Source organism: Mesorhizobium sp. WSM4847, from assembly GCF_055811335.1.
This window is the reverse complement of record NZ_JBVVPY010000036.1, coordinates 15,678-37,292: the sequence shown is the minus strand read 5'-3', so window position 1 is coordinate 37,292 and position 21,615 is coordinate 15,678. Positions and strand designations below refer to the sequence as shown.

Annotated in this window: 22 protein-coding genes and 1 pseudogene; 9 read left to right on the top strand and 14 right to left on the bottom strand. The window is 62.7% G+C overall.

The features are described from left to right. Positions 1 to 95: 95 nt before the first annotated feature. Positions 96 to 839, bottom strand: a complete 744-nt coding sequence (locus AC0L28_RS32155; RefSeq protein ID WP_128170028.1) for a creatininase family protein — start codon at positions 837 to 839, stop codon at positions 96 to 98. Positions 840 to 954: 115 nt separating this feature from the next. After that, complete coding sequence (locus AC0L28_RS32150) at positions 955 to 1,101, bottom strand: hypothetical protein (RefSeq protein WP_473482401.1); 147 nt, start codon at positions 1,099 to 1,101, stop codon at positions 955 to 957. Positions 1,102 to 1,141: 40 nt separating this feature from the next. Here AC0L28_RS32150 and AC0L28_RS32145 point away from each other — a divergent pair, with 40 nt between their 5' ends. After that, positions 1,142 to 2,164 carry an aldo/keto reductase gene (locus tag AC0L28_RS32145; protein WP_287175394.1) on the top strand — a complete coding sequence of 341 codons (1,023 nt, stop codon included), beginning with the start codon at positions 1,142 to 1,144 and terminating at the stop codon, positions 2,162 to 2,164. Positions 2,165 to 2,240: 76 nt separating this feature from the next. Here the strand turns inward: AC0L28_RS32145 and AC0L28_RS32140 are convergent, their stop codons facing one another. From AC0L28_RS32140 to clpP, 4 genes are all read right to left on the bottom strand, one after another. After that, positions 2,241 to 2,513 carry an HU family DNA-binding protein gene (locus AC0L28_RS32140; protein WP_023798342.1) on the bottom strand — a complete coding sequence of 91 codons (273 nt, stop codon included), beginning with the start codon at positions 2,511 to 2,513 and terminating at the stop codon, positions 2,241 to 2,243. Between the two features lie 194 nt (positions 2,514 to 2,707). Beyond that, complete coding sequence (gene lon / locus AC0L28_RS32135) at positions 2,708 to 5,119, bottom strand: endopeptidase La (protein ID WP_287229749.1); 2,412 nt, start codon at positions 5,117 to 5,119, stop codon at positions 2,708 to 2,710. A gap of 284 nt (positions 5,120 to 5,403) precedes the next feature. Next, a complete protein-coding gene (gene clpX / locus AC0L28_RS32130; protein WP_027155315.1) occupies positions 5,404 to 6,678 on the bottom strand; it encodes an ATP-dependent Clp protease ATP-binding subunit ClpX in 1,275 nt (424 codons plus the stop codon). A gap of 294 nt (positions 6,679 to 6,972) precedes the next feature. Then, positions 6,973 to 7,602, bottom strand: coding sequence for an ATP-dependent Clp endopeptidase proteolytic subunit ClpP (gene clpP, locus AC0L28_RS32125; protein ID WP_128170025.1), 630 nt, complete (start codon positions 7,600 to 7,602; stop codon positions 6,973 to 6,975). Between the two features lie 334 nt (positions 7,603 to 7,936). Between clpP and AC0L28_RS32120 the strand changes: the two genes are divergently transcribed. After that, positions 7,937 to 8,515, top strand: a complete 579-nt coding sequence (locus tag AC0L28_RS32120) for a hypothetical protein (RefSeq protein ID WP_473482398.1) — start codon at positions 7,937 to 7,939, stop codon at positions 8,513 to 8,515. A gap of 1 nt (position 8,516) precedes the next feature. On the opposite strand, the pseudogene AC0L28_RS32115 reads toward AC0L28_RS32120, so the two are convergent. Then, positions 8,517 to 9,619, bottom strand: a pseudogene (locus AC0L28_RS32115) (NAD(P)/FAD-dependent oxidoreductase). 247 nt (positions 9,620 to 9,866) lie between these two features. Between AC0L28_RS32115 and AC0L28_RS32110 the strand changes: the two are divergent. After that, on the top strand, positions 9,867 to 11,120 hold the full coding sequence (locus AC0L28_RS32110; RefSeq protein ID WP_473482396.1) for a cytochrome P450: 1,254 nt from the start codon (positions 9,867 to 9,869) through the stop codon (positions 11,118 to 11,120). Here the strand turns inward: AC0L28_RS32110 and AC0L28_RS32105 are convergent, their stop codons facing one another. The 5 genes from AC0L28_RS32105 to AC0L28_RS32085 form a co-directional block, all read right to left on the bottom strand. Next, positions 11,121 to 11,471 (bottom strand): cupin domain-containing protein, encoded by a 351-nt coding sequence (locus AC0L28_RS32105; protein WP_091591484.1) that lies wholly within the window; start codon positions 11,469 to 11,471, stop codon positions 11,121 to 11,123. Between the two features lie 21 nt (positions 11,472 to 11,492). Beyond that, positions 11,493 to 12,773 (bottom strand): O-acetylhomoserine aminocarboxypropyltransferase, encoded by a 1,281-nt coding sequence (locus AC0L28_RS32100; RefSeq protein ID WP_473482394.1) that lies wholly within the window; start codon positions 12,771 to 12,773, stop codon positions 11,493 to 11,495. A gap of 189 nt (positions 12,774 to 12,962) precedes the next feature. Further along, positions 12,963 to 13,484: a CoA-binding protein gene (locus tag AC0L28_RS32095; RefSeq protein WP_473482392.1), complete on the bottom strand. Its 522-nt coding sequence runs from the start codon at positions 13,482 to 13,484 to the stop codon at positions 12,963 to 12,965. A 106-nt stretch (positions 13,485 to 13,590) separates the two neighbouring features. Continuing rightward, complete coding sequence (locus tag AC0L28_RS32090; RefSeq protein ID WP_287076783.1) at positions 13,591 to 14,013, bottom strand: VOC family protein; 423 nt, start codon at positions 14,011 to 14,013, stop codon at positions 13,591 to 13,593. Between the two features lie 15 nt (positions 14,014 to 14,028). Beyond that, positions 14,029 to 14,850 carry an enoyl-CoA hydratase gene (locus AC0L28_RS32085; protein ID WP_473482390.1) on the bottom strand — a complete coding sequence of 274 codons (822 nt, stop codon included), beginning with the start codon at positions 14,848 to 14,850 and terminating at the stop codon, positions 14,029 to 14,031. A gap of 149 nt (positions 14,851 to 14,999) precedes the next feature. On the opposite strand from AC0L28_RS32085, the gene AC0L28_RS32080 reads away from it, so the two are divergent. From AC0L28_RS32080 to rpsI, 3 genes are all read left to right on the top strand, one after another. Beyond that, positions 15,000 to 15,464, top strand: coding sequence for a PaaI family thioesterase (locus tag AC0L28_RS32080; RefSeq protein WP_023798352.1), 465 nt, complete (start codon positions 15,000 to 15,002; stop codon positions 15,462 to 15,464). A gap of 231 nt (positions 15,465 to 15,695) precedes the next feature. Next, positions 15,696 to 16,160 carry a 50S ribosomal protein L13 gene (gene rplM, locus AC0L28_RS32075; RefSeq protein WP_023798353.1) on the top strand — a complete coding sequence of 155 codons (465 nt, stop codon included), beginning with the start codon at positions 15,696 to 15,698 and terminating at the stop codon, positions 16,158 to 16,160. A 1-nt stretch (position 16,161) separates the two neighbouring features. Next, positions 16,162 to 16,644: a 30S ribosomal protein S9 gene (rpsI, locus tag AC0L28_RS32070; protein ID WP_027155304.1), complete on the top strand. Its 483-nt coding sequence runs from the start codon at positions 16,162 to 16,164 to the stop codon at positions 16,642 to 16,644. Between the two features lie 287 nt (positions 16,645 to 16,931). Here rpsI and AC0L28_RS32065 read toward each other — a convergent pair whose 3' ends face one another. Further along, complete coding sequence (locus AC0L28_RS32065; RefSeq protein WP_287229696.1) at positions 16,932 to 17,834, bottom strand: LysR family transcriptional regulator; 903 nt, start codon at positions 17,832 to 17,834, stop codon at positions 16,932 to 16,934. A 92-nt stretch (positions 17,835 to 17,926) separates the two neighbouring features. Here AC0L28_RS32065 and AC0L28_RS32060 point away from each other — a divergent pair, with 92 nt between their 5' ends. Continuing rightward, positions 17,927 to 18,799: an aldo/keto reductase family oxidoreductase gene (locus AC0L28_RS32060; protein WP_287229695.1), complete on the top strand. Its 873-nt coding sequence runs from the start codon at positions 17,927 to 17,929 to the stop codon at positions 18,797 to 18,799. 315 nt (positions 18,800 to 19,114) lie between these two features. Here the strand turns inward: AC0L28_RS32060 and AC0L28_RS32055 are convergent, their stop codons facing one another. After that, entirely contained in the window at positions 19,115 to 20,173 is a 1,059-nt protein-coding gene (locus AC0L28_RS32055; RefSeq protein ID WP_287229694.1) for a glycerophosphodiester phosphodiesterase family protein, read from the bottom strand. A gap of 54 nt (positions 20,174 to 20,227) precedes the next feature. On the opposite strand from AC0L28_RS32055, the gene AC0L28_RS32050 reads away from it, so the two are divergent. Both AC0L28_RS32050 and speB read left to right on the top strand, forming a co-directional pair. After that, positions 20,228 to 20,356, top strand: a complete 129-nt coding sequence (locus AC0L28_RS32050) for a hypothetical protein (protein ID WP_473482387.1) — start codon at positions 20,228 to 20,230, stop codon at positions 20,354 to 20,356. 222 nt (positions 20,357 to 20,578) lie between these two features. After that, positions 20,579 to 21,586, top strand: coding sequence for an agmatinase (gene speB / locus AC0L28_RS32045; protein ID WP_287175255.1), 1,008 nt, complete (start codon positions 20,579 to 20,581; stop codon positions 21,584 to 21,586). Positions 21,587 to 21,615 lie beyond the last annotated feature (29 nt).

Here is a 21,615-nt window from a genome sequence, read left to right as displayed (position 1 = left end):
TCGAGCGTTGCAACTGTGGATGCTTTTGAACGCCGGCGGGAAGGATCGCTACGGTTTTCATCCTGCATCCTGCAACGCTCGAAATGGCGCATCCGTTAGCGTGACAATATCGCCCGCATATGCTCGAGGATCATCGCGACGCCCTTTTGCCCCAGTTCCGTCGAGGCCTCAGGGGCGGTCGCCGTATACCATCCCGTATTGTCGGCGAAGTGGCCGGCGTCCACCGCTTCTGGGCACAGCGCCAGCATCAGCGACGTCTCGCCAATGCCGGCATGATCGAAGGGATACTGGCCGTCCGTCACCGTCGGCATCAGCGGATGCACTTGTATCCAGTTGAAGAAATTGCCGCCCTCGGCGTGCTCGGCATAGTAGCCGGCCATCGTCTCGGAGGCCCACCAGCCCTCGCCGCGCTCCTTCTCCAGAAAACGGAAGATCGCCTGGCGGCCAGCGGTCTTGAAGGCGAGATCGGTCGGCATGCCGGCAACAAAGTTCTCGGTCTGGTGGTGGATGATGGCGTGGATGTTGCGAAAACCGATGCGCAGCAGGCTGTAGAACAGTTCCTCCGCGAACGGCGCCAGCGCCCTGCCGCCGACCTGAACCGAGCCATTGCCCTCTGGCGGCGCCACCGCGTAACTCGCCGCGCCATAGTAGAAGGCTGGCAGGATGGCGATGTTGGCTTCCTTTTCGAACAGCTCCAGCATCTTGACCACCGCCAGCGTATCCATGCCGACGGCCATGTGCTCACCATGGTATTCGAGCACGCCGAGCGGGAGCACGACCGGCCAGTTCTCGGCGATCGCCTTGCGGATCTGGTGCGGCAGCATCAGCTCGTAGCGCATGACGCCTACTCCATGTTGGTGTGGCGGGCGGCGTCGATACGGCTTTCGCCGATCCGAGCCAGCACCGTGCCAAGTTCGTCGAGTGCAATCCTGAACAGATCTGTGCCGGCATTCGTCATGACAGACCCACCAGCTTGCTGCCCTCAACAACCCATCTGGATTGTTTGGTCACATCTTCCCCGAACAGCTTGTTTTTGCTCATGCTATCACCGTGAAAGTTCGTGTCCAACGGCTCGGAGTGCTTTTGCAGCGCCTCAGGCATGATAGTCTCGGGACATACGGAAATGACGAAACGGCAGCATATGAAGACACGGCATTTCGACCGCATCGGCAATGGCGGCATCAGTTTCACGGAACTCGGCTTCGGCACGGCGCCGCTCGGCAATCTCTATCGTGCCGTCTCCGACGAGGATGCCAACGCCACCCTGGAGGCTGCATGGCGGGTCGGCTGCCGCTACTACGACACCGCACCGCTCTACGGGCTTGGCCTGTCGGAAACGCGGCTCAATCCGTTCCTGCGCTCGAAAAAGCGCGACGACTATGTGCTGTCGAGCAAGGTCGGCCGCATCATGCGCGCCTGCCCGCCGGACCAGCGCACCGGCATCGGCAAGTTCTTCGACACGCCGTCGCGCCGCGAGGTCTACGACTACAGCTATGACGGGGTCATGCGCTCCTTCGAAGCCTCGCTGGAACGCCTCGGCGTCGACCGCATTGACATCCTTTTCGTGCATGACGTCGACGTCTTCACGCATGGCAGCAAGGAGGCCGCGGACCAGCGCATCGAGGAGTTCATGCGCTCGGGCTATTACGGGCTGCTGTCCCTGCGTGACCAGGGCATCATCAAGGCGTTCGGCGGCGGCATCAACGAATGGCAGGTTGCCCAGACGCTTGCCGAGCGCGGCGACTTCGACCTGTTCCTGCTTGCCGGGCGCTATACGCTGCTGGAGCAGGAGGCGCTGCAATCCTTCCTGCCGCTATGCCAGAAGCGCGGCATCGGCATCGTTCTCGGCGGGCCGTATAATTCCGGCATCCTGGCAACCGGTCCGAAGCCCGGCGCCTACTACGATTATACCGAGGCGCCGCAGGACATCATCGACCGCGTCACGCGCATCGAGGCTGTCTGCAAGCGCCACGGTGTGCGCCTGATCGAGGCGGCACTGCAATTTCCGCTGCTGCACCCTTCGGTCGTGTCGGTGATCCCCGGCGGCCAGCGGCCGAGCGAGGTCGAAAGCAATCGGTCGCTGCTCGACGCGAAGCTGCCATCGGCACTCTGGGCCGATCTCAAGCAGGAAGGGCTGATGCGCGCCGATGCACCGACGGCATAGAGCCCGCCAAAGTGGGCGCGAAAGAAAAGCCGGGCATGCCCGGCTTTTCTGGTCTCTGAAAAGGGTACGAAGGCGCTTAGTTGACTGCGTCCTTGAGGCCCTTGCCGGCCGAAAACTTCGGCACGGTGCGCGCCGGAATCTGCACTTCGGCGCCGGTCTGCGGATTGCGGCCGGTCGAGGCAGCGCGTTTTGACACGGTGAAATTTCCGAAGCCGACAAGCCGGACATCGCCGCCCTTCTTCAGTTCGCCGGTGATGACGGAGAACACCGCATCGACCGCCGACTGCGCGTCACCCTTCGAAATACTCGCGGCGTCGGCGACAGCGGACACCAGTTCGTTCTTGTTCATAAAAATTCCCTTCCATGAGAAACCGGAACGTACGACTCATCCGGCAGGAAACGGACTTTAGAAAGAAGCGCTTCCGCAACCAAGTCGAAAAGCGTCAAAAGAGTCGAAAAAACCCCGGAATTCCGGGGTTTTTCACATGAAAGAGCCGGGCTCTAGGCGCGGCTCTCCGTTGTGCATTGCAACTTTAGCACGTGCTAATGAGCTAGCGACTTGCTGGCGTCGTCTCCGGCATCCACCGCAGCCGGCGCATTGACCGGCTCGACCCACTCGATCGCCTCCGGCATACGCACCAGCGCATGGCGCAAGACTTCACCGACCCGCCCGACCGGAACGATCTCCATACCGTTCTTCACGTTGTCCGGAATCTCCGCCAGATCCTTGGCGTTGTCTTCCGGGATCAGCACCTTCTTGATGCCGCCGCGCAGTGCTGCAAGCAGCTTCTCCTTGAGCCCGCCGATCGGCAGCACTCTGCCGCGCAGCGTGATCTCGCCGGTCATCGCCACGTCGGCCCTGACCGGGATGCCGGTCAGCACCGAGACGATCGCCGTCGCCATCGCCACACCCGCCGACGGTCCGTCCTTGGGCGTTGCGCCTTCGGGCACGTGGACGTGGATGTCGCGCTTGTCGAACAGCGGCGGCTCGACGCCGAAATCGAGAGCCCGCGAGCGGACATAGGAGGCCGCCGCCGAGATCGATTCCTTCATCACGTCGCGCAGATTGCCGGTCACCGTCATGCGGCCCTTGCCGGGCATCATGACGCCTTCGATCGTCAGCAGCTCGCCGCCGACTTCCGTCCAGGCGAGCCCAGTGACAACGCCGACCTGATCATCGGCCTCGACCTGGCCGAAGCGGAAGCGCGGAACACCAAGGTAATCGGCGAGATTGTCCGCCGTGATGTCGACCGTCTTCTTCTTCGTCTTCAGGATCTCGGTCACCGCCTTGCGGCCGAGCTTCATCAGCTCGCGCTCCAGGCTCCTGACGCCCGCTTCACGGGTGTAGGTCTGGATGATGCCGCGGATCGCGTCCTCGCCGACGGAGAACTCGTTCGGCTGCAGCGCGTGATCGCGGATCACCTTCGGCATCAGGTGGCGCTTGGCGATCTCGATCTTCTCGTCCTCGGTGTAGCCGGCGATACGAATGATCTCCATGCGGTCCATCAAGGGTGCCGGAATGTTCAACGTGTTCGCCGTGGTCACGAACATCACGCTCGACAGGTCGTATTCGACCTCGAGATAGTGGTCCATGAACGTCGAGTTCTGCTCGGGATCGAGCACCTCGAGCAACGCCGACGACGGATCGCCGCGGAAATCCTGGCCCATCTTGTCGATCTCGTCGAGCAGGAAGAGCGGGTTGGATTTCTTCGCCTTCTTCATCGACTGGATGACCTTGCCGGGCATCGAGCCGATATAGGTGCGCCGGTGACCGCGGATCTCGGCCTCGTCGCGCACGCCGCCCAGCGCCATGCGGATGAACTCGCGGCCGGTCGCCTTGGCGATCGATTTGCCGAGCGAGGTCTTGCCGACGCCGGGAGGCCCGACGAGGCACAGGATCGGCCCCTTCAGCTTCTTCTGGCGGCTCTGCACGGCGAGATATTCGACGATGCGGTCCTTGACCTTGTCGAGGCCGAAATGGTCGGTGTCGAGCACGTTCTGCGCGAAGCCCAGATCCTGCTTGACCTTGGAGTTCTTGCCCCACGGTATCGACAGGATCCAGTCGAGATAGTTGCGTACGACGGTCGATTCAGCCGACATCGGCGACATCGTCCGCAGCTTCTTCAGTTCGGCTTCCGCCTTTTCGCGGGCCTCCTTGGAGAGCTTGGTCTTCTTGATGCGCGCCTCGATCTCGGCGGCCTCGTCGCGGCCGTCCTCGCCCTCGCCGAGCTCCTTCTGGATCGCCTTCATCTGCTCGTTGAGGTAGTATTCGCGCTGCGTCTTCTCCATCTGGCGCTTGACGCGCGAGCGGATGCGCTTCTCGACCTGCAGGACGGAGATCTCGGCTTCCATGAAGCCCATCGCCTTTTCCAGCCGCTCCTTGACCGAAAGCGTGGCCAGCATCTCCTGCTTCTCGGGGATCTTGATGGCAAGATGCGAGGCAACCGTATCGGCGAGCTTGGAATAGTCGTCGATCTGGCTGGCGGCACCCACCACTTCGGGCGAGATCTTCTTGTTCAGCTTGACGTAGTTCTCGAAGTCGGTGACGACGGAACGGGCCAGCGCCTCGACCTCGACCTCTTCCTCATCCGGTTCGACCAGTGCTGCGGCGCGGGCCTCGTGGAAGTCGGGACGGTCGGTGAACGAAACGATTTTCGCGCGCGAGGCGCCTTCGACCAGCACCTTGACGGTGCCGTCCGGCAGCTTCAGCAACTGCAGCACATTGGCGAGCGTGCCGATGTCGAAGATCGCATCGGACTCGGGATCGTCATCGGCGGCATTCATCTGGGTCGCAAGCAGGATCTGCTTTTCCTGACCCATCACCTCTTCCAGCGCCTTGATCGACTTTTCACGCCCGACAAATAGCGGAACGATCATGTGCGGGAACACCACGATGTCGCGCAGTGGGAGGACTGCGAAGACGCCGTCGCTGGGAGCCTTGGATATTTTGGCCATTGTCCAACCTTTCATGTCGCGACCGCCAATCGGCCAACCGCGATTCTCATATTAACGACCGGGGATGGTTCCGCCTACCACCGTTTGTGACGGGAGTTTTACAGCACAGAATTCGGCGCCACGGCCTTCCACCGTTAGTTGGAGGCAAGCGAGGCAAAGATCAAGGGTCGTCACGAAACCGTTCATCCAATCCGTCATAATCCGTTCATCATAGCCTGCCCATCCGCAAACGGCAAAACGGCGCCTTGCGGCGCCGTTTGAAGAACTCCACTACAGGACTGACGTCAGGCGCTGACGTTGCCCTTCTTTTCCTTCTGCTCGGAATAGATGTAGAGCGGCCTGGCGTTGCCGGACACCACCTCTTCCGAAATAACCACTTCGCGCACGCCCTCCAGCGCCGGCAGCTCGAACATCGTGTCGAGCAGGATCGCCTCCATGATCGAGCGCAGGCCGCGCGCGCCGGTCTTGCGTTCGATGGCTCGCTTGGCGATCGCCGACAGCGCATTCTCGTGGAAGGTCAAGTCGACATTCTCCATCTCGAACAGCCGCTGGTACTGCTTGACCAGCGCGTTCTTCGGCTCGGTCAGGATCTGGATCAGCGCCGGCTCGTCGAGGTCCTCCAGCGTTGCCAGGACCGGCAGACGGCCGACGAACTCGGGAATGAGGCCGAACTTCAACAGATCTTCCGGCTCGACCAGACGGAAAACGTCGCCGGTGCGGCGATCCTCGGGCGACGCGACGGTGGCGCCGAAGCCGATCGAGGTCTTGCGGCCGCGATCCGAGATGATCTTGTCCAGCCCGGCGAAGGCGCCACCGCAGATGAACAGGATGTTGGCGGTGTCGACCTGGAGGAATTCCTGCTGCGGATGCTTCCTGCCGCCCTGCGGCGGTACGGAAGCGACCGTGCCTTCCATGATCTTCAACAGCGCCTGCTGGACGCCCTCGCCCGACACGTCACGGGTGATCGAGGGATTGTCCGACTTGCGCGAAATCTTGTCGATCTCGTCGATGTAGACGATGCCGCGCTGGGCGCGCTCGACATTGTAGTCGGCCGACTGCAACAGCTTGAGGATGATGTTCTCGACGTCCTCGCCGACATAGCCGGCCTCGGTCAGCGTCGTCGCATCGGCCATGGTGAACGGCACGTCGATGATGCGGGCCAGCGTCTGCGCGAGCAGCGTCTTGCCGCAGCCGGTCGGGCCGATCAGCAAAATGTTGGACTTCGCCAGTTCGACGTCGTTGTTCTTGCCGGCATGCGCGAGGCGCTTGTAGTGGTTGTGGACGGCCACCGACAGCACGCGCTTGGCGTAGGGCTGGCCGATGACGTAGTCGTCGAGAACCTTGAGGATCTCCTGCGGGGTCGGCACGCCCTCGCGCGACTTCACCATCGAGGTCTTGTTCTCCTCGCGGATGATGTCCATGCAGAGCTCGACACATTCGTCGCAGATGAACACCGTCGGGCCGGCGATCAGCTTGCGTACTTCGTGCTGGCTTTTCCCGCAAAACGAGCAATAAAGCGTGTTCTTGGAATCACCGCCGCTGTTGCCGACCTTGCTCATTTTCATGTCCTTTCATAGCCGCCCGCCGATGGTCTGGTTGAAAGGGCGCATAACTCAATCTATCGCGGGAAATCGCCGCCGCCAGTAGTCCGGCTCCCGCAACGCATTCCATACGAAACACATATCAGAAAACGTCGCAATGATTCGCATCAACCCCGCACAAAGCTAAGCCGTCGAAAATCAACATAGGCTTAACGTAGGCAATCGCTCCCGTCGAGGGAACAGCCAATTGTGGCCGAAATGCCGCAAGCGGCATCAAAAGCGTGTTTTCCCGCCATCCAGCTGCCACCGGGCTTATGTGGCAAGACCCTCGATCGGCTCACGTGACGAAATGACCTTGTCGATGAGGCCGAATTCCCTGGCCTCGTCGGAAGTCATGAAATGGTCGCGGTCGAGCGTCCTTTCAATCTCGTCGTAGCTCTTGCCGGTGTGTTTGACATAGACCTCGTTGAGGCGGCGCTTCAGCTTGATGATGTCCTGGGCGTGGCGCTCGATGTCGGAAGCCTGGCCCTGAAAACCACCGGAAGGCTGGTGGACCATGATGCGGGCGTTCGGCGTGGCGAAGCGCATGCCCTTTTCGCCGGCGGTGAGAAGCAGCGAGCCCATCGAGGCGGCCTGGCCGATGCACAGCGTCGCCACCGCCGGCTTGATGAACTGCATGGTGTCGTAGATCGCCATGCCCGAGGTGACGACGCCGCCGGGCGAATTGATGTAGAGGTTGATTTCCTTCTTCGGATTCTCCGCTTCGAGGAACAGGAGCTGCGCGCAGACCAGCGTCGCCATGCCGTCCTCGACCGGACCGGTGATGAAAATGATGCGCTCTTTCAGGAGCCGCGAGAAAATGTCGTAGGCCCGCTCGCCGCGATTGGTCTGCTCGACCACCATCGGAACGAGGTTCATGTAGGTTTCGACGGGGTTCTTCATGGACTATCCCTTATTGAAGATGGGATTCCGGCGCCGGAGATGAGCAAGTCGGGCAGAATCGGTTCTGGATCGTTATCCCTGTAAATAGGATGTCGGCTCACCCTAGCGCAAGGCCGCCCCTCCTAGCCATCCGGTTAAGTCGAATCAAGGTTTCTGCACAGAATTCGGCCGGAGCTGCGCCGGCTGCTGTTGAAGCGGCGCGGCGCCTCCGCCGTGTAACAGTTTCTTAACCGCGTCGCTTAACGAAATGTGCCGAAACTGCTTTCCCGCGATACGGCTTCCCCTACAATTCAACGTTGAGCTTGCGTGGAAAGTTCAAACTGGGGGGAGTGCAATGATCGGGAAAACTGCTTCCTCGGCCATCGCCAGCCTCGCCGTCCTCGGCATGGTGTCCGAAACGGCTGCCGGCGGGCGCGCCGTCGAGTGCTACGAGCAGGTCAACAGGCCGGCCGTCTACGAAAACGTGCTCGTCAGCCCGGCCGGTCAGCAGGTGGAATCCGTTCCGGCGATCTTCGGGACGCGCGAGCGGGTGGTGCAGATCGCACCGGCGCGTGTCAGCTACGAGATCGTGCCTGCCATCACCCGCACCATCTACCGCACGGTGAAGGTCGATGACGGCGGCTACTCCTGGGAATGGCGCGTCATCAACGCCCGCAAGGTGCTGTGCAAGGTCAGGCACAAGGCGCGCTATCAACGGGTGGCCGAGACCGTGGTGGTGCAGCCGGAGCGCCAACGGCGCGTCGTCAGTCCCGCCGAGTACGAGAGCGTCGCCGAGGAGGTTCTGGTGCAGCCGGAGCAGCGGCGGATCGTCAATTTTCCTGCCACCTACCAGACAGTGGCGCGCCGGGTTCTGGTCCGCGAGGGCTCGTCGCGCTGGCGGCAGGTGCGTGTTCCGCGGCACTGCCGGTTTTAGGTCAGACCGCCTCGGCCCGCAGCCACGCTTTCAGGCCGCCGACGTCGCCGTTGCCGACGGTCGCTGCGACGCGCCTGCCGACCGCCGCGCCGAACTTGTAGCCGTGGCCGGAGCAGGCCGAGACGACAAGGCATTTGCCCTTCTCATGCGCCAGGAACTTTTCGTCGACGGTGAAGGTGTAGGCGCAGGTGACGACCTCGGTGACCTTGTATTCTTCGATACGGGCGATCGGCGGCGAAAACAGGTCGCGGATCGCCTCGCCCTCGCCCGCCACCGGCTGGCGGTTCCAGTCGGCATCGCTGGTCGGCACCCTGTGCAGCCCTGAGCCGAATTTCATGCCGGCACGCCGGACGGCGGGATCACGTAGCCGTCGACGGCGCCGCCGACATCGAGGATGACCGGGGCTGAATGCCATGCTGCTTTCAGATCCGCCGGCGGTTCGACATAGGCTAGCGCGGTGCGCCAGGTCTTCAGGTCGCCGCCCAGCTCCGGAAACAGTTTCAGCACCCAGGCGCCAGCGGTGACGACGATGCGGTCGGCCTGCATCGTCTCGCCGCTTTCAAGCACGAGGCGGCCAGCCTCGGCGTCGACCTCCGTCACCTTGCTGTTTTCGTAGACATTGGCGCCGGTTCTCCGCAGCCATTCGGCGAGGCGGGAGGCAATCTTGCGACAATGCAGCGCACCACCTTCCGGCGAAAAATACGCGTAGCGGAACGAGCCGGGCTGCAGGAAGCGCCAGCGCTTGGCCGCGGCGTCCGGCTCGAACAGTTCGATCGGGTAGTTCCCGGCTTCCATGCCCTCGCGGTATTCCTCGGCTTCGTCTCCCGGCTCGCGCGAAATGCAGATGAAGCCGCGCGGGTCGAGATGGTTCTCGCCGAGATCGGCCCACATCTCGTCCCAGGCCGCATAGGCTTCGGTGATCAGCCGGCCATAACCCGAGGCTGCGCCATAGGCGCGGCGGATGATGCGGTGATGGTCGCCCGAGGCGGCAAGCGGATTGGGAATCGGTCCCTGCTCGACAATCGAGACCCGGTGCCCGGCCTTGACCAGCGACCAGGCCGTCGACAGCCCTGCAATGCCTGCGCCAACGACGATCACATTCATCAAGTCAGTCTTTCCGCAGCCGCGCCGGCTGGCTCAATGCGCTTTTGTGCATGTCGTTGTCGATTCACACGTTTGGGCGACACGCATCAGATTGCGGGCGCCAACATACGGTCTGGCATCAAGCTGGCAAGCCTTGGAGCGCCGCGCGTCGTTCGACGCGCAAAGGACGCTCCAAAACTTTGAATCTGCGCATGATCCTTTCCGAAAACCGATTCCGGTTTTCGGGGTCATGCGTTAATTGTCTGGCATGACCAAATTGAAGCCGACCTATCTTGCCTTCGATTCCTCGACCCGCCATGTGCGACTGGACCCGCACGAGCCGGCTTTCTTCCAGAACCCCTACGCGGCCTATGCCTTCATGCATGGCGCATCGAATGTCTTCTTCTGGGAAGAGTTCGGCTCCTGGTGCTTTGGCGGCTTCGACGACGTCAGCCGGCTGCTGCGCGACCGCCGCTTCGGCCGCCAAAACCCGGCCGGCATCCCTGACAGAAGCGGCGTCGGCGAGGACCGCATCCATCTCAGCAGCTTCGACGGCATCGAGGCCAATTCGATGCTGGAGCTGGAACCGCCCGTTCACACCAGGCTCAGAACGCTGGTCAACCGCGCCTTTGTCTCGCGTCAGGTCGAGCGGCTGAGGCCGCGCGTCGAGGCGCTGGCCAACGAGCTGATCGACCGTTTCGAGCCGGGCCAGGTCGACCTGCTGCCAGCCTTCGCATCGCCTTTGCCGATCACCATCATTGCCGAGATGCTCGGCGTGCCGGTCGAGATGGGGCCGCAACTCATCGACTGGTCGCATCGGATGGTCGCCATGTACATGCACGGCCGCACCCGCGAAACGGAAGAGACGGCCAATCGCGCAGCACATGATTTTTCGGTTTTCTTGCGCGGCCATGTTGCCGAGCGGCGCAAAAACCCCGGCGACGATCTGCTGTCGCTGCTGATCTCGGCGCAAGACGATGGCCAAAAACTCTCGGAGGACGAGCTGGTGTCCTCGGCCATCCTGCTGCTCAATGCCGGCCACGAGGCGACCGTCCACCAGACCGGCAATGCGGTGCGCGCGATTCTCGCGCAAGGCGGCGACCCGCGCCGCTTCTTCACCTCGCCGCAAACGACCACCGCCACGGTCGAGGAATGCCTGCGCTTCGACGCGCCGCTGCACATGTTCACGCGTTATGCCTATGAAGAGATCGAGGTCGGTCCCGATGTCATCGTGCGGCCGGGCGAGACGATCGGCCTGCTGCTCGGCATGGCCAATCACGACCCGGCGGCCTTTGCCGAACCCTTCGCCTTCCGGCCGGATCGCGCCGACCAGAAAAACGTCTCGTTCGGCGCCGGCATTCATTTCTGCATCGGCGCGCCGCTCGCCCGGCTCGAATTGCAGGTATCGCTGAAAACCTTGTTCGACCGGCTGCCGCGGCTGCATCTGGCCGAACAGCAGCGTTTTCGCGACACCTATCATTTCCACGGGCTGGAAAGACTCGTCGTGCACACCGGGCAATGATCAAAGCTTGATCACATACTCCTTGCGTGTCGTTTCAAGCACTTCCCAGCTTCCCTTAAAGCCTGGCCTGAGCACGAAACTGTCGCCGGCCCTGACGGTGCGCGCCTCGCCGCCCTCCTCTGAAATCACCGAAACGCCCGACAGGATGTGGCAAAACTCCCACTCGTCGTATTCGATGCGCCATTTGCCCGGCGTCGCCTCCCAGATGCCGGCATAGAGGCCACCGTCGCGTTCCTCGACATTCCAGGTGCGGAACTTTGGATCGCCTGAAATCAGGCGATCCGGCGCCGGCGCGCCAGGTTCCGGCTCGACGCTTTCAATATCGACGGAGAGAAACTTCGGCGCGGTCATGGAAACTCCTTCCAGCGGGGATCAGACGTTGGCGAGAGCCTGTTCCAGATCGGCGACGATGTCGTTGACATCCTCGATGCCGACCGACAGCCTGACCGTATCCGGCCCAGCGCCGGCCGCGACCTTCTGCTCGTCGGACAGTTGCCGATGCGTGGTCGATGCCGGATGGATGACCAGCGACTTGGTGTCGCCGACATTGGCGAGGTGCGAGAACAGTTCGAGCGCCTCGACGAATTTGATGCCCGCCGCATAGCCGCCCTTCAGGCCGAAGGTGAACACGGCACCGGCGCCAAGCGGCGAGTACTTCTTCTGCAGCGCATTGTTGCTGTCGCTGGGCAGGCCGGGATAGGACACCCAGGCGATCTTTGGGTGATTGGACAGCCACGCGGCGACGGTGACCGCGTTGTCGCAATGGCGCTGCATCCTGAGCGGCAGAGTTTCCAGGCCGGTCAGGATCAGAAACGCATTGAAGGGCGAGATCGCCGGGCCCATGTCGCGCAGGCCGAGCACGCGCGCGGCAATGGCGAAAGCGAAATTGCCAAATGTTTCGTGCAGGACGAGGCCGCCATATTCGGGGCGCGGCTCAGACAGCATCGGATATTTGCCGGATTTCGACCAGTCGAAGGTACCGCCGTCGACAATGGCGCCGCCGATCGAATTGCCGTGGCCGCCGATGAACTTGGTCAGCGAATGCACGACAATGTCGGCGCCATGCTCGATCGGCCGCACCAGATAGGGCGAGGCCAGCGTGTTGTCGACGATCAGCGGCAGACCATGTTTGCGGGCGATGTCGCCGATCTTTTCGATGTCGACGAAGACGCCGCCCGGATTGGCCAGGCTCTCGATGAAGATCGCCTTGGTCCTGTCGTCGATCTGGCTTTCGAAGGTCGAGATGTCGGTGGTGTCGGCCCATCGCACCTGCCAGCCGAAATTCTTGAAGGCGTGGCCGAACTGGTTGATCGAGCCGCCGTAAAGCCTTGTCGCGGCGACGAAATTGTCGCCCGGCTGCATCAGGTTGTGGAACACGAGCACCTGCGCGGCATGGCCGGACGCCACGGCCAGCCCCGCCGTGCCGCCTTCGAGTGCCGCGATACGCTCTTCCAGCACCGCCTGCGTCGGGTTCATGATCCGGGTGTAGATGTTGCCGAAGGCTTTTAGCCCGAACAGCGAGGCGGCATGGTCGGCATCATCGAAGACAAAGGAGGTCGTCTGATAGATCGGCGTGGCACGCGCGCCGGTCGCCGGATCGGGCTTGGCGCCGGCATGGACGGCGAGCGTGTTGAAACCGGGCGTGCGGGTCATGGATTACCTCCCCAAAATGCTGGTAGTGGTGAATGGGTGAATGGTGAATGGTGAATGGTGAATGGTGAATGGTGAATGGTGAATGGTGAATGGTGAAGGCAAGGTCGGCCAGCCCCATCCTGATTGCAAGCGGCTCATATGCCGCTTTATCAGCCTTCCGGAAAAATCCTTCTATTCACCATTCACCACCTACTTCCGGCGGACGCCAAAACTCTGGAATCCCGGCCGCATCAGCGGCTTCTTCGACGACAGCACGCCTGAGTTGACGCCGGTCCAGCCGATTTCGCCCGACAGCTTGCCATATTCGATCTTGGGGCAGCGGTTCATCACCACATTGATGCCGGCGGCATCGGCGCGTGCGGCTGCCTCGTCATGGCGCACGCCAAGCTGCATCCAGATGACTTTCGGCAACGGATCGAGCCGCAAGACCTCGTCGACGACGCCCGGCACCGCCGCCGAGTCGCGAAAAACGTCGACCATGTCGATCGGCTCGGAAATATCGGCGAGCCTGGCATAGGTCATCCGGCCAAGGATTTCCTTGCCGGCCTGGCCGGGGTTGATCGGGAACACCGAAAACCCCTTGCCCAGCAGGTATTTCAGCACGAAGTAGCTCGGCCGCACATCGTTGGCGGAAGCACCGACCATGGCGATGGTCTTCACCGAATTGAGGATGCCGGCGATATAGGCATTGTCGTAGGCGTCATGGTTCATGCCTCGTCCTCATACAGAGCCTCGGCGAGAAAACCATCCGGATTGTTGCAGAAACTGCGCATCATGCGGAAATGATCGGTATCGTCGAAAGCGGTGGGAAACGCGGTCAACCCGGCAGCGAGATGCTGCCGTCTTCCGCGATCGGAAAAGCCGGATTGTGCGCCACTTCCCAGACATGCCCTTCGGTGTCGGCGAAATAGCCATACCAGCCGCCCCAGAAGGCGCGGCCGGCCGGCTTGACGATGCGGCCGCCGGCCTTCTCGGCCATCGTCAGCACGTCATCGACCTCCGCGTCGGAGCGGGTGTTGTAGGCGAGGTAGATCGCCGACGGCGCCTTACCGAAAGTAATGCCTGAATCCGCTTCGGCGCTTTGGCGCGGGAAAAGGCCGAGAATGACGCCGCCCATCTGGAAGAAGGCGACGCCCTCGGTGATGCCGGCATGGCGGGTGAGGCCCATCGCCTCGTAGAAGCGCGTGGCGCGCTCGAGATCGTCAACGGCAATGGTGATGATGGAGATGCGAGGCTCCATGTCTATTCTCCGTCCCTATTCCTCCGTCCATTCCGGCTTGCGCTTGCCGATGAAGGCGCCGATGCCCTCTTCCGCGTCGCGCGCCAGCATGTTGTCGACCATGACGCGTCCGGTATAGGCATAGGCGTCGGCCAATCCCATTTCGGCTTGCGCGTAAAAGGCTTCTTTTCCGGTCTTGACGACCAAAGCCGATTTGGCGGCAATGGTTTGCGCGTACTTGGTGACAATCTGATTGAGATATTCACGCGGCACGACGCGGTTGATGAGGCCGAATTCCTTGGCCGTCGCCGCATCGATGGTCTCGCCGGTCAAAAGCATCTCCATCGCGTGCTTGCGCGAAACGTTGCGCGACAGCGCCACCATCGGCGTCGAACAGAACAGCCCGATATTGACGCCCGGCGTGCAGAAGGTCGCCTCGTGCGAGGCGATCGCCAGATCGCAGCTCGCGACCAGTTGTGCCCCGGCCGCCGTCGCCAGGCCATCGACCTCGGCGATCACCGGCCTCGGATGGCGCACAATCGCCTGCATCAGTGCCGCGCAGGCGGAAAACGTCTCCTCGAAGAACGCCTTGCCGCGATCGGCATCGGTGCGGCGCGCGGTCATTTCCTTGAGGTCGTGTCCGGCGCAGAACATTTTTCCGGCGGCCGCCAGGATGATGACGCGGACGGATCTGTCTGATTTGGCGCGGTCGAGTTCCGCCGTCAGTGCCGCCATCACCGCCAGCGACAGCGCATTGGCCGGCGGATTGGCGAGCGTCAGGCGGAGCACGCCCTCGTCCAGCCTCGTGACGACAGGACCTTCGGCAACAGCCGGCTTGATGGCGACGATTTCAGCCATTTTCAAACCTCTTCCCATGTCTCCAACCTCATCATTGGCCAGCGGCATCGGATTCGCGGGCCATGGAACAAAAGAACTAGCACGCCGCCGATTGAAGAACAGGCTTAAGGCGTGTTTTCTCAGGCCACGGCACATACAGGAAACCGCCTATGCCTGCCCAAAAAAATCTCAAGCCGGTGCTGACCGCGGCGCAGGTCAATGCGCTGATGGAGACCGTCTATCCGCAGCTCAACGACCAGTTCACCTTCTACGAAGCGATCGAGGTGTTTGCGGGCGGCTGCACGGTACGCCTGAATGCCGACGAGCGGCATTTGCGCCCCGGCGGAACCGTGTCGGGCCCGTCGCTGTTCACGCTGGCCGACATAGGCGGCTATGTCTGCGTGCTTTCGCATGCCGGGCCGGACGCGCTTTCGGTCACCACCAATCTCACCATCAATTTTGTCCGCAAGGCCGAGGCCGGACCGATCGATGGTCATTGCCGCATCCTGAAGCTTGGCAAGAGCCTGATGGTGTTCGAAATCGACATCGTCGCCGGACCGGACGGACACACGGTAGCGCACGCCACGGGAACCTATTCAATCCCGCCGAAGCGGTTTGATCATGTGGTAAAATAATACCTTTCTCTCAAACCTTTGTTTTTACTGTGTTTTGTCAGCCCTGTTGGTTTTCATCAGCCTTGACGTGATACCTCCCCCTCGCCTATAAGCCCTCACGGAACAGCGGCCCGCAAAGGCCGCCGTTTTGTTATTGGCGGCGGGCGAGCGCTCGGCGTCAATCCAAGCAACAAGAAACGCCTTTCATTGTCGTTCGTCGATGGGGAAGGTCCGAACCGAAAGCAACAATCCATGGCAACCTTTTCGCAGAAGCCTGCGGATGTGGTGAAGAAGTGGGTGCTGATCGACGCCGAGGGTCTCGTCGTCGGCCGTCTCGCCACCGTCATCGCCAATCATCTTCGCGGCAAACACAAGCCCACCTTCACCCCGCATGTCGACGACGGCGACAACGTCATCGTCATCAATGCCGACAAGGTGGTGTTCACCGGCAAGAAATTCACCGACAAGGTCTATTACTGGCACACTGGCCACCCCGGCGGCATCAAGGAGCGCACCGCGCGCCAGCTGCTCGAGGGCCGTTTCCCCGAGCGTGTCGTCGAGAAGGCCGTCGAACGCATGATCCCGCGTGGTCCGCTCGGCCGTCGCCAGATGAAGAATCTCCGCGTCTATGCAGGCACGGAACATCCGCATGTCGCCCAGCAGCCCGTCACGCTCGACGTGGCCAAGCTGAACGCCAAGAACAAGAAGGTTTCGTAAAATGGCTGAGCTTTCCTCGCTCGCAGAACTCGGAACTGCCACCGGCAACACCAACACGCAGCCGGCTGCACCCGTCCACGTCCAGAAGCTCGACAAGTCGGGCCGCGCCTATGCCACCGGCAAGCGCAAGAACGCCATCGCCCGTGTCTGGGTGAAGCCCGGCTCCGGCAAGATCGTCGTCAACGACAAGGTGTTCGCCGAATATTTCGCGCGCCCGGTCCTGCAGATGATCCTCAACCAGCCGATCATCGCCGCCAACCGCGCCGGCCAGTACGACATCGTCGCCACCGTCATCGGCGGCGGCCTTTCCGGCCAGGCCGGTGCCGTGCGTCACGGCATCTCCAAGGCGCTGACCTATTACGAGCCGGCGCTGCGCGGCGTGCTCAAGAAGGGCGGCTTCCTGACCCGCGACAGCCGCGTCGTCGAGCGCAAGAAGTACGGCAAGGCGAAGGCCCGCCGCTCGTTCCAGTTCTCGAAGCGCTAAGCACTGCTTCAGCTTCAGACAGTCGAAAAGGCCGCCTCCGGGCGGCCTTTTCTTTTGGTGCCGAGCCCACCCGCGCCTGCGGCGCGACCTCCCCATCAAGAGCCATCAAGGGGAGGTAGAAGGTCGGGGCAGCTTCCCGCTCGCCGAACGGTCTGCAAAAGCCGGCCGGGCGCCGGACGATGGTCTGAGTGTAAAGCGCGACGCCCTACCTCCCCTCGATGGGGAGGTCGGTGCGCAACGCCGGGTGGGGTGACGGCGCCGGGCGCAGTTCATGCCTGACGCAGGCCTCAGGTCCGGCTGTCCCTGATGAAATCGATAAACGCCCGCAACGGCGCCGGCACGAGACGCCGGCCGGGATAATAGAGGAACGGCCCGGGGAAGCTCTGCCACCAAGGTTCGAGGACGGGTTCGAGCGCACCGCTCTCAAAGTAAGGGCGAAGCCAATCCTCGAACAGGCTGACAATGCCGGTACCGGCGATGGCTGCATCGACGGCGAGATCGGCCGCTCCGCCCAGGGTCACGAGAAGCGGCCCCGTCGGATCGACCCGCACCACCTCGCCGTCGCGCTCGAATTCCCATGGCGGCATCGCCCCGCTGGCGAAGCGGCCGCGCAGGCAGGCGTGACCGAGCAGGTCGCGCGGGTGTTGCGGCCGGCCATGGCGGTCAAGGTAGGCAGGGCTGGCGGCGGTGGCAAAGCGCTGAAGGCGCGGTCCGATCGGCACCGCGATCATGTCCTGTTCCAGCCGCTCGTCGTAACGGATCCCGGCATCGCAGCCTGCCGCCAGTACGTCGACAAAGCTCTCCTCGGCGATCACCTCCAGCCGGATGCCGGGATAGGCAGCGAGAAACCCCGGGACGATGCTGGGCAGCACCACCCGCGCCGCGCTGACCGGCACGTTGAGGCGCAACGTGCCTGCCGGCCTGTCGCGGAAGCCATTCACAACGTCGAGGGCCGATTCCACCTCGGTCAAGGCTGGGCCGAGCCGGGCCAGCAAGCTCGCGCCGGCTTCGGTCAGGACGACGCTGCGGGTCGTCCGGTTGAGCAGCCTGACACCGAGCTGCGTCTCGAGGCGGCGCACCGCCTCGCTCAAGCCCGACGCACTGCCGCCGCTGGCGCGGGCGCCATCGCGAAAACCCTTGGCCCGCGCCACGGCGACGAAGGCGTTCAGATCTCCGAGATCGACCTTCATTGTTCGACATTCCGTACAGCCCGTGCGGAATGTACCCAATTATCGTGAGATCGGACAGCGCCTATCTCACTCATCCTGAACGGAGATAGACCATGTCCAGCATTGACCTTTCCGGCACGTTCACTCTCGGCGACCGCACCGTGAAGCGGCTCGGCTACGGCGCCATGCAGCTCGCAGGACCCGGCGTCTTTGGTCCGCCCAAGAACCATGGCGCGGCATTGGCCGTGCTGCGCGAAGCTGTTGCGCTTGGGGTCAATCACATAGACACCAGCGATTTCTACGGCCCGCACGTCACCAATCTACTCATCCGTGAAGCGCTCGCGCCCTATTCCGACGATCTGACGATCGTCACCAAGATCGGCGCCCGTCGCGGCGCGGATGGCTCGTGGCTCCCGGCCTTCTCGCCCGAAGCGCTGACGGAGGCGGTGCACGAAAATCTGCGCAATCTCGGGCTCGACGTGCTGGACGTCGTCAATCTCAGGATCATGTTCGACGCGCATGGCCCCGCCGAAGGGTCGATCGAGGCGCCGTTCACTGTGCTGGCCGAGCTTCAGCGACAGGGCCTGGTGCGTCATATCGGGCTCAGCAATGTCACATCTGCACAGATCGAAGAGGCGCGACGGATCGCCAGGATCGTCTGCGTGCAGAACCAATACAATCTGGCCCACAGGGGCGATGACGCCTTGATCGGCAAACTCGCCCGCGACAGCATCGCCTATGTGCCGTTCTTTCCGCTCGGCGGCTTCAACCCGCTGCAGTCGTCTACCCTGTCCGGCGTCGCTCAGCGCCTGGGCGCCACACCGATGCAGGTCGCGCTCGCCTGGCTGCTCGGTCGCGCGCCCAATATCCTGCTCATCCCCGGCACGTCTTCCGTTGCGCATTTGCGGGAGAATCTTGCCGCGGCCGAACTTGAACTGCCGGAGGATGCCGTGAGGGAGTTGGACGGCGTGGCGATGGCGGCATGAGGATTGGCGAAAGCGGCAACGAGCCAATCTCGCCATGATCGACAGGCTGGCGGGACAGCGCCCCCCTCTGCCCGGCAGGGCAGAGGGGGCGCGAAGGATCGCTACAGAGCGCTTTTATTCTGAGCCGCTGCATTCTTCGGCGGATGTCACGGAATGGATCCCAGGGTCTGCAGCGCGTCGCTTCGCTCCTTGCTCCGCCCTGGGATGACGAAGGCATGGTGGCCTGTGGCTAATCCCCAGCGTCAGAGATGGTGGCTGCAGGCCGGCCGGCAGCGCGACCGCCGGTCAAAGAACCAAATCCACGGTGCAGAGGAACTAGTTGATGCTCGCCGTATTCGCCGGCTCCGCCGGCCGCGCCGCATCCGAATAGGGCACGCGGTAGCCGTTTGCCGCCAGCCAGTCGATCGCCGCTTTCGGCTCGTCGGTCTGGATGATGGTGGCGCCGCGCTCGGCCCAGAAGCCGTAGGTCTCGCGCGGCAGGCTGGCGAACACCGCCAGTTCATCGCCGCGACCGCCGGCAAGGAAGCCGCCCGGCTTGTTGACGATGGCGTAGGTATTGGCCCAGATGTGCCAGTCGCCCCTTATCGCCGCGGCGCGCATGCGCGGGCTGAACAGCGGACCGCCGGTCTCGGTCAGCGTCTCGGCGCCGTCCCGCCAGTTGATCATCTCGACCGCGCGCGGCGAAAAGGCGCCGCTGACCGTCTCGGCAAAACCGGCGTCGCGAACCGCGTCGTCGGCAATGATCGGCATGAATTGGAAACCGCTGCCGATCGCGCCCATGGCTGCCTTGACAGTGGTGATCCTGGCCGGGTTCCACAGGTTCTCCTTGACGATCACCTGTTCGGCCATGCCAAGGTCACGCGCCACCGCGATCATGCCGGCCAGGCTGTCGACGTCGAGCTTGTTGTCGATGTTGACGAGGATTCTGTCCCTGGTCGCCATCAGCATCTCGCGCAGCGTCGAAACCGACTCGTCGGTGACGGCGCCGGTGCCTTCGATCACCAGCCTGCAGGTTTTGAGTTCGGCCAGCGTGCGCTTGACCACCTCGCCCTTGCAGTTCGTCGTGCGGTCGAGCCAGCTGTCATGCATGACGACGAACTGGCCGTCCTTCGAGCGCCTGACATCGACCTCGACGATTTCGGCGCCAAGCGCGATCGATGCCTCGAGGGCGGCGATCGAGTTCTCCGCAAACAGCGTCTTGCGGGCCTGCAGGCTGCCGGCGCGGTGCGCCGCCACCATGACATGGTCGCGCCATTGGTTGGCGTGTTCGAAACGGTCGAGAATCTGCCTGGCGCGTGTTTCGCCAGCCAATGCCGAGCCAGTGAACAGCACCGAGGCGGCGGCAAGCACAAGGTTCAGCCAAGTCGTTCGCATGAGAATCGCTCCTACCGGATGCAAACCCGGATAAGCGACGCGCGTGACAGCCCAGTGAACGAAGCCGGCTTCGCAAATGCCGGAAAGTCAGGTCAATGCCGGCTGAAGCGGCTGTTCTTCAATCTCGACTTGCCGAGATCGATCCCGCCGTCCTGGCGGTCGGTGGCCGGCCTGGCGCGCTGAAATCTGCTGCGTTCCCCGGCTGACAACCATCCCGCGTAAGGACGGCTGGCTACTTTCGGTTGTATTCATGCATATCTACGCAAATTCCGGGTTGGCCATGCGGGCTCACCTGGCAAGCAAGAAGTTGTGACCGAGCTCGAACGGCCATGGCCCTCGGAAGGGGTCGCATTTCCTGGAATTATGTCCAATAAGGTTGCGCCTCGACGCACAGGAGATCGCTTCATGCCGAACACCAACATCGACCACGCCTTCACCGCCCGGGCCAGGACGGGTGCGTCCTTCGAGCCGACCTATGCCGGCGCGCTGTCGTTCATGCGACGCAAATACTCGAAGGACGTGAAGGGCGCGGACGCGGTGGTGTGGGGCATCCCATTCGACGCCGCCGTCACCAACCGGCCGGGCGCGCGTTTCGGACCGCAGGCGATTCGCCGCGCCTCGACCATCCTCGACAACGACCCGCAATACCCATTTTCGCGCGATCTGTTCGAATATCTCGCCGTGGTCGACTATGGCGATTGCCTGCTCGACAGCGGAAACCACCAGAAGACGCCGGGGACGATCGAGCGCGAGGCGGCAAAGATCCTGAAATCCGGCGCCTTCCTGCTATCGCTCGGCGGCGACCATTTCGTCACCTGGCCGCTGCTCAAGGCGCATGCCGCCATCCACGGTCCGCTGGCCCTGGTGCAGTTCGACGCCCACCAGGACACCTGGCCGGACGACGGCAAGCGCATCGATCACGGCTCCTTCGTCGGCCGTGCGGTCAAGGAGGGGATTATCGATCCCGACCGTTCGATCCAGATCGGCATCCGCACCCATGCGCCTGACACCTTCGGCATCAAGATCCTGTACGGCCACGAAATCGAGGACATGCGCGCGTCCGATATCGCCTATGCCATCGTCGACCGCACCGGCGGCAAGAAGGCCTACGTCACGTTCGACATCGATTGCCTCGACCCGGCCTTCGCGCCCGGCACCGGCACACCGGTCGCCGGCGGGCCGTCCTCGGCAAAGATCCTGTCGGTGCTGCGCCAGATCAATCAGCTCGATATCGTCGGCGCCGATGTCGTGGAGGTTGCGCCGGCCTATGATCACGCCGATATAACGGCAATTGCCGGGTCGACGGTGGCCATGCACTATCTCGGGCTGCTGGCGGAGCGAAAGGCCCGGCTCGAAGAGCTGAACAACGGCAATCACATTGTTGCCGGATTGAACCAGGCAAGTGGCATATAATTTCGAACTATCAGGGAGTTCAGGCAGGC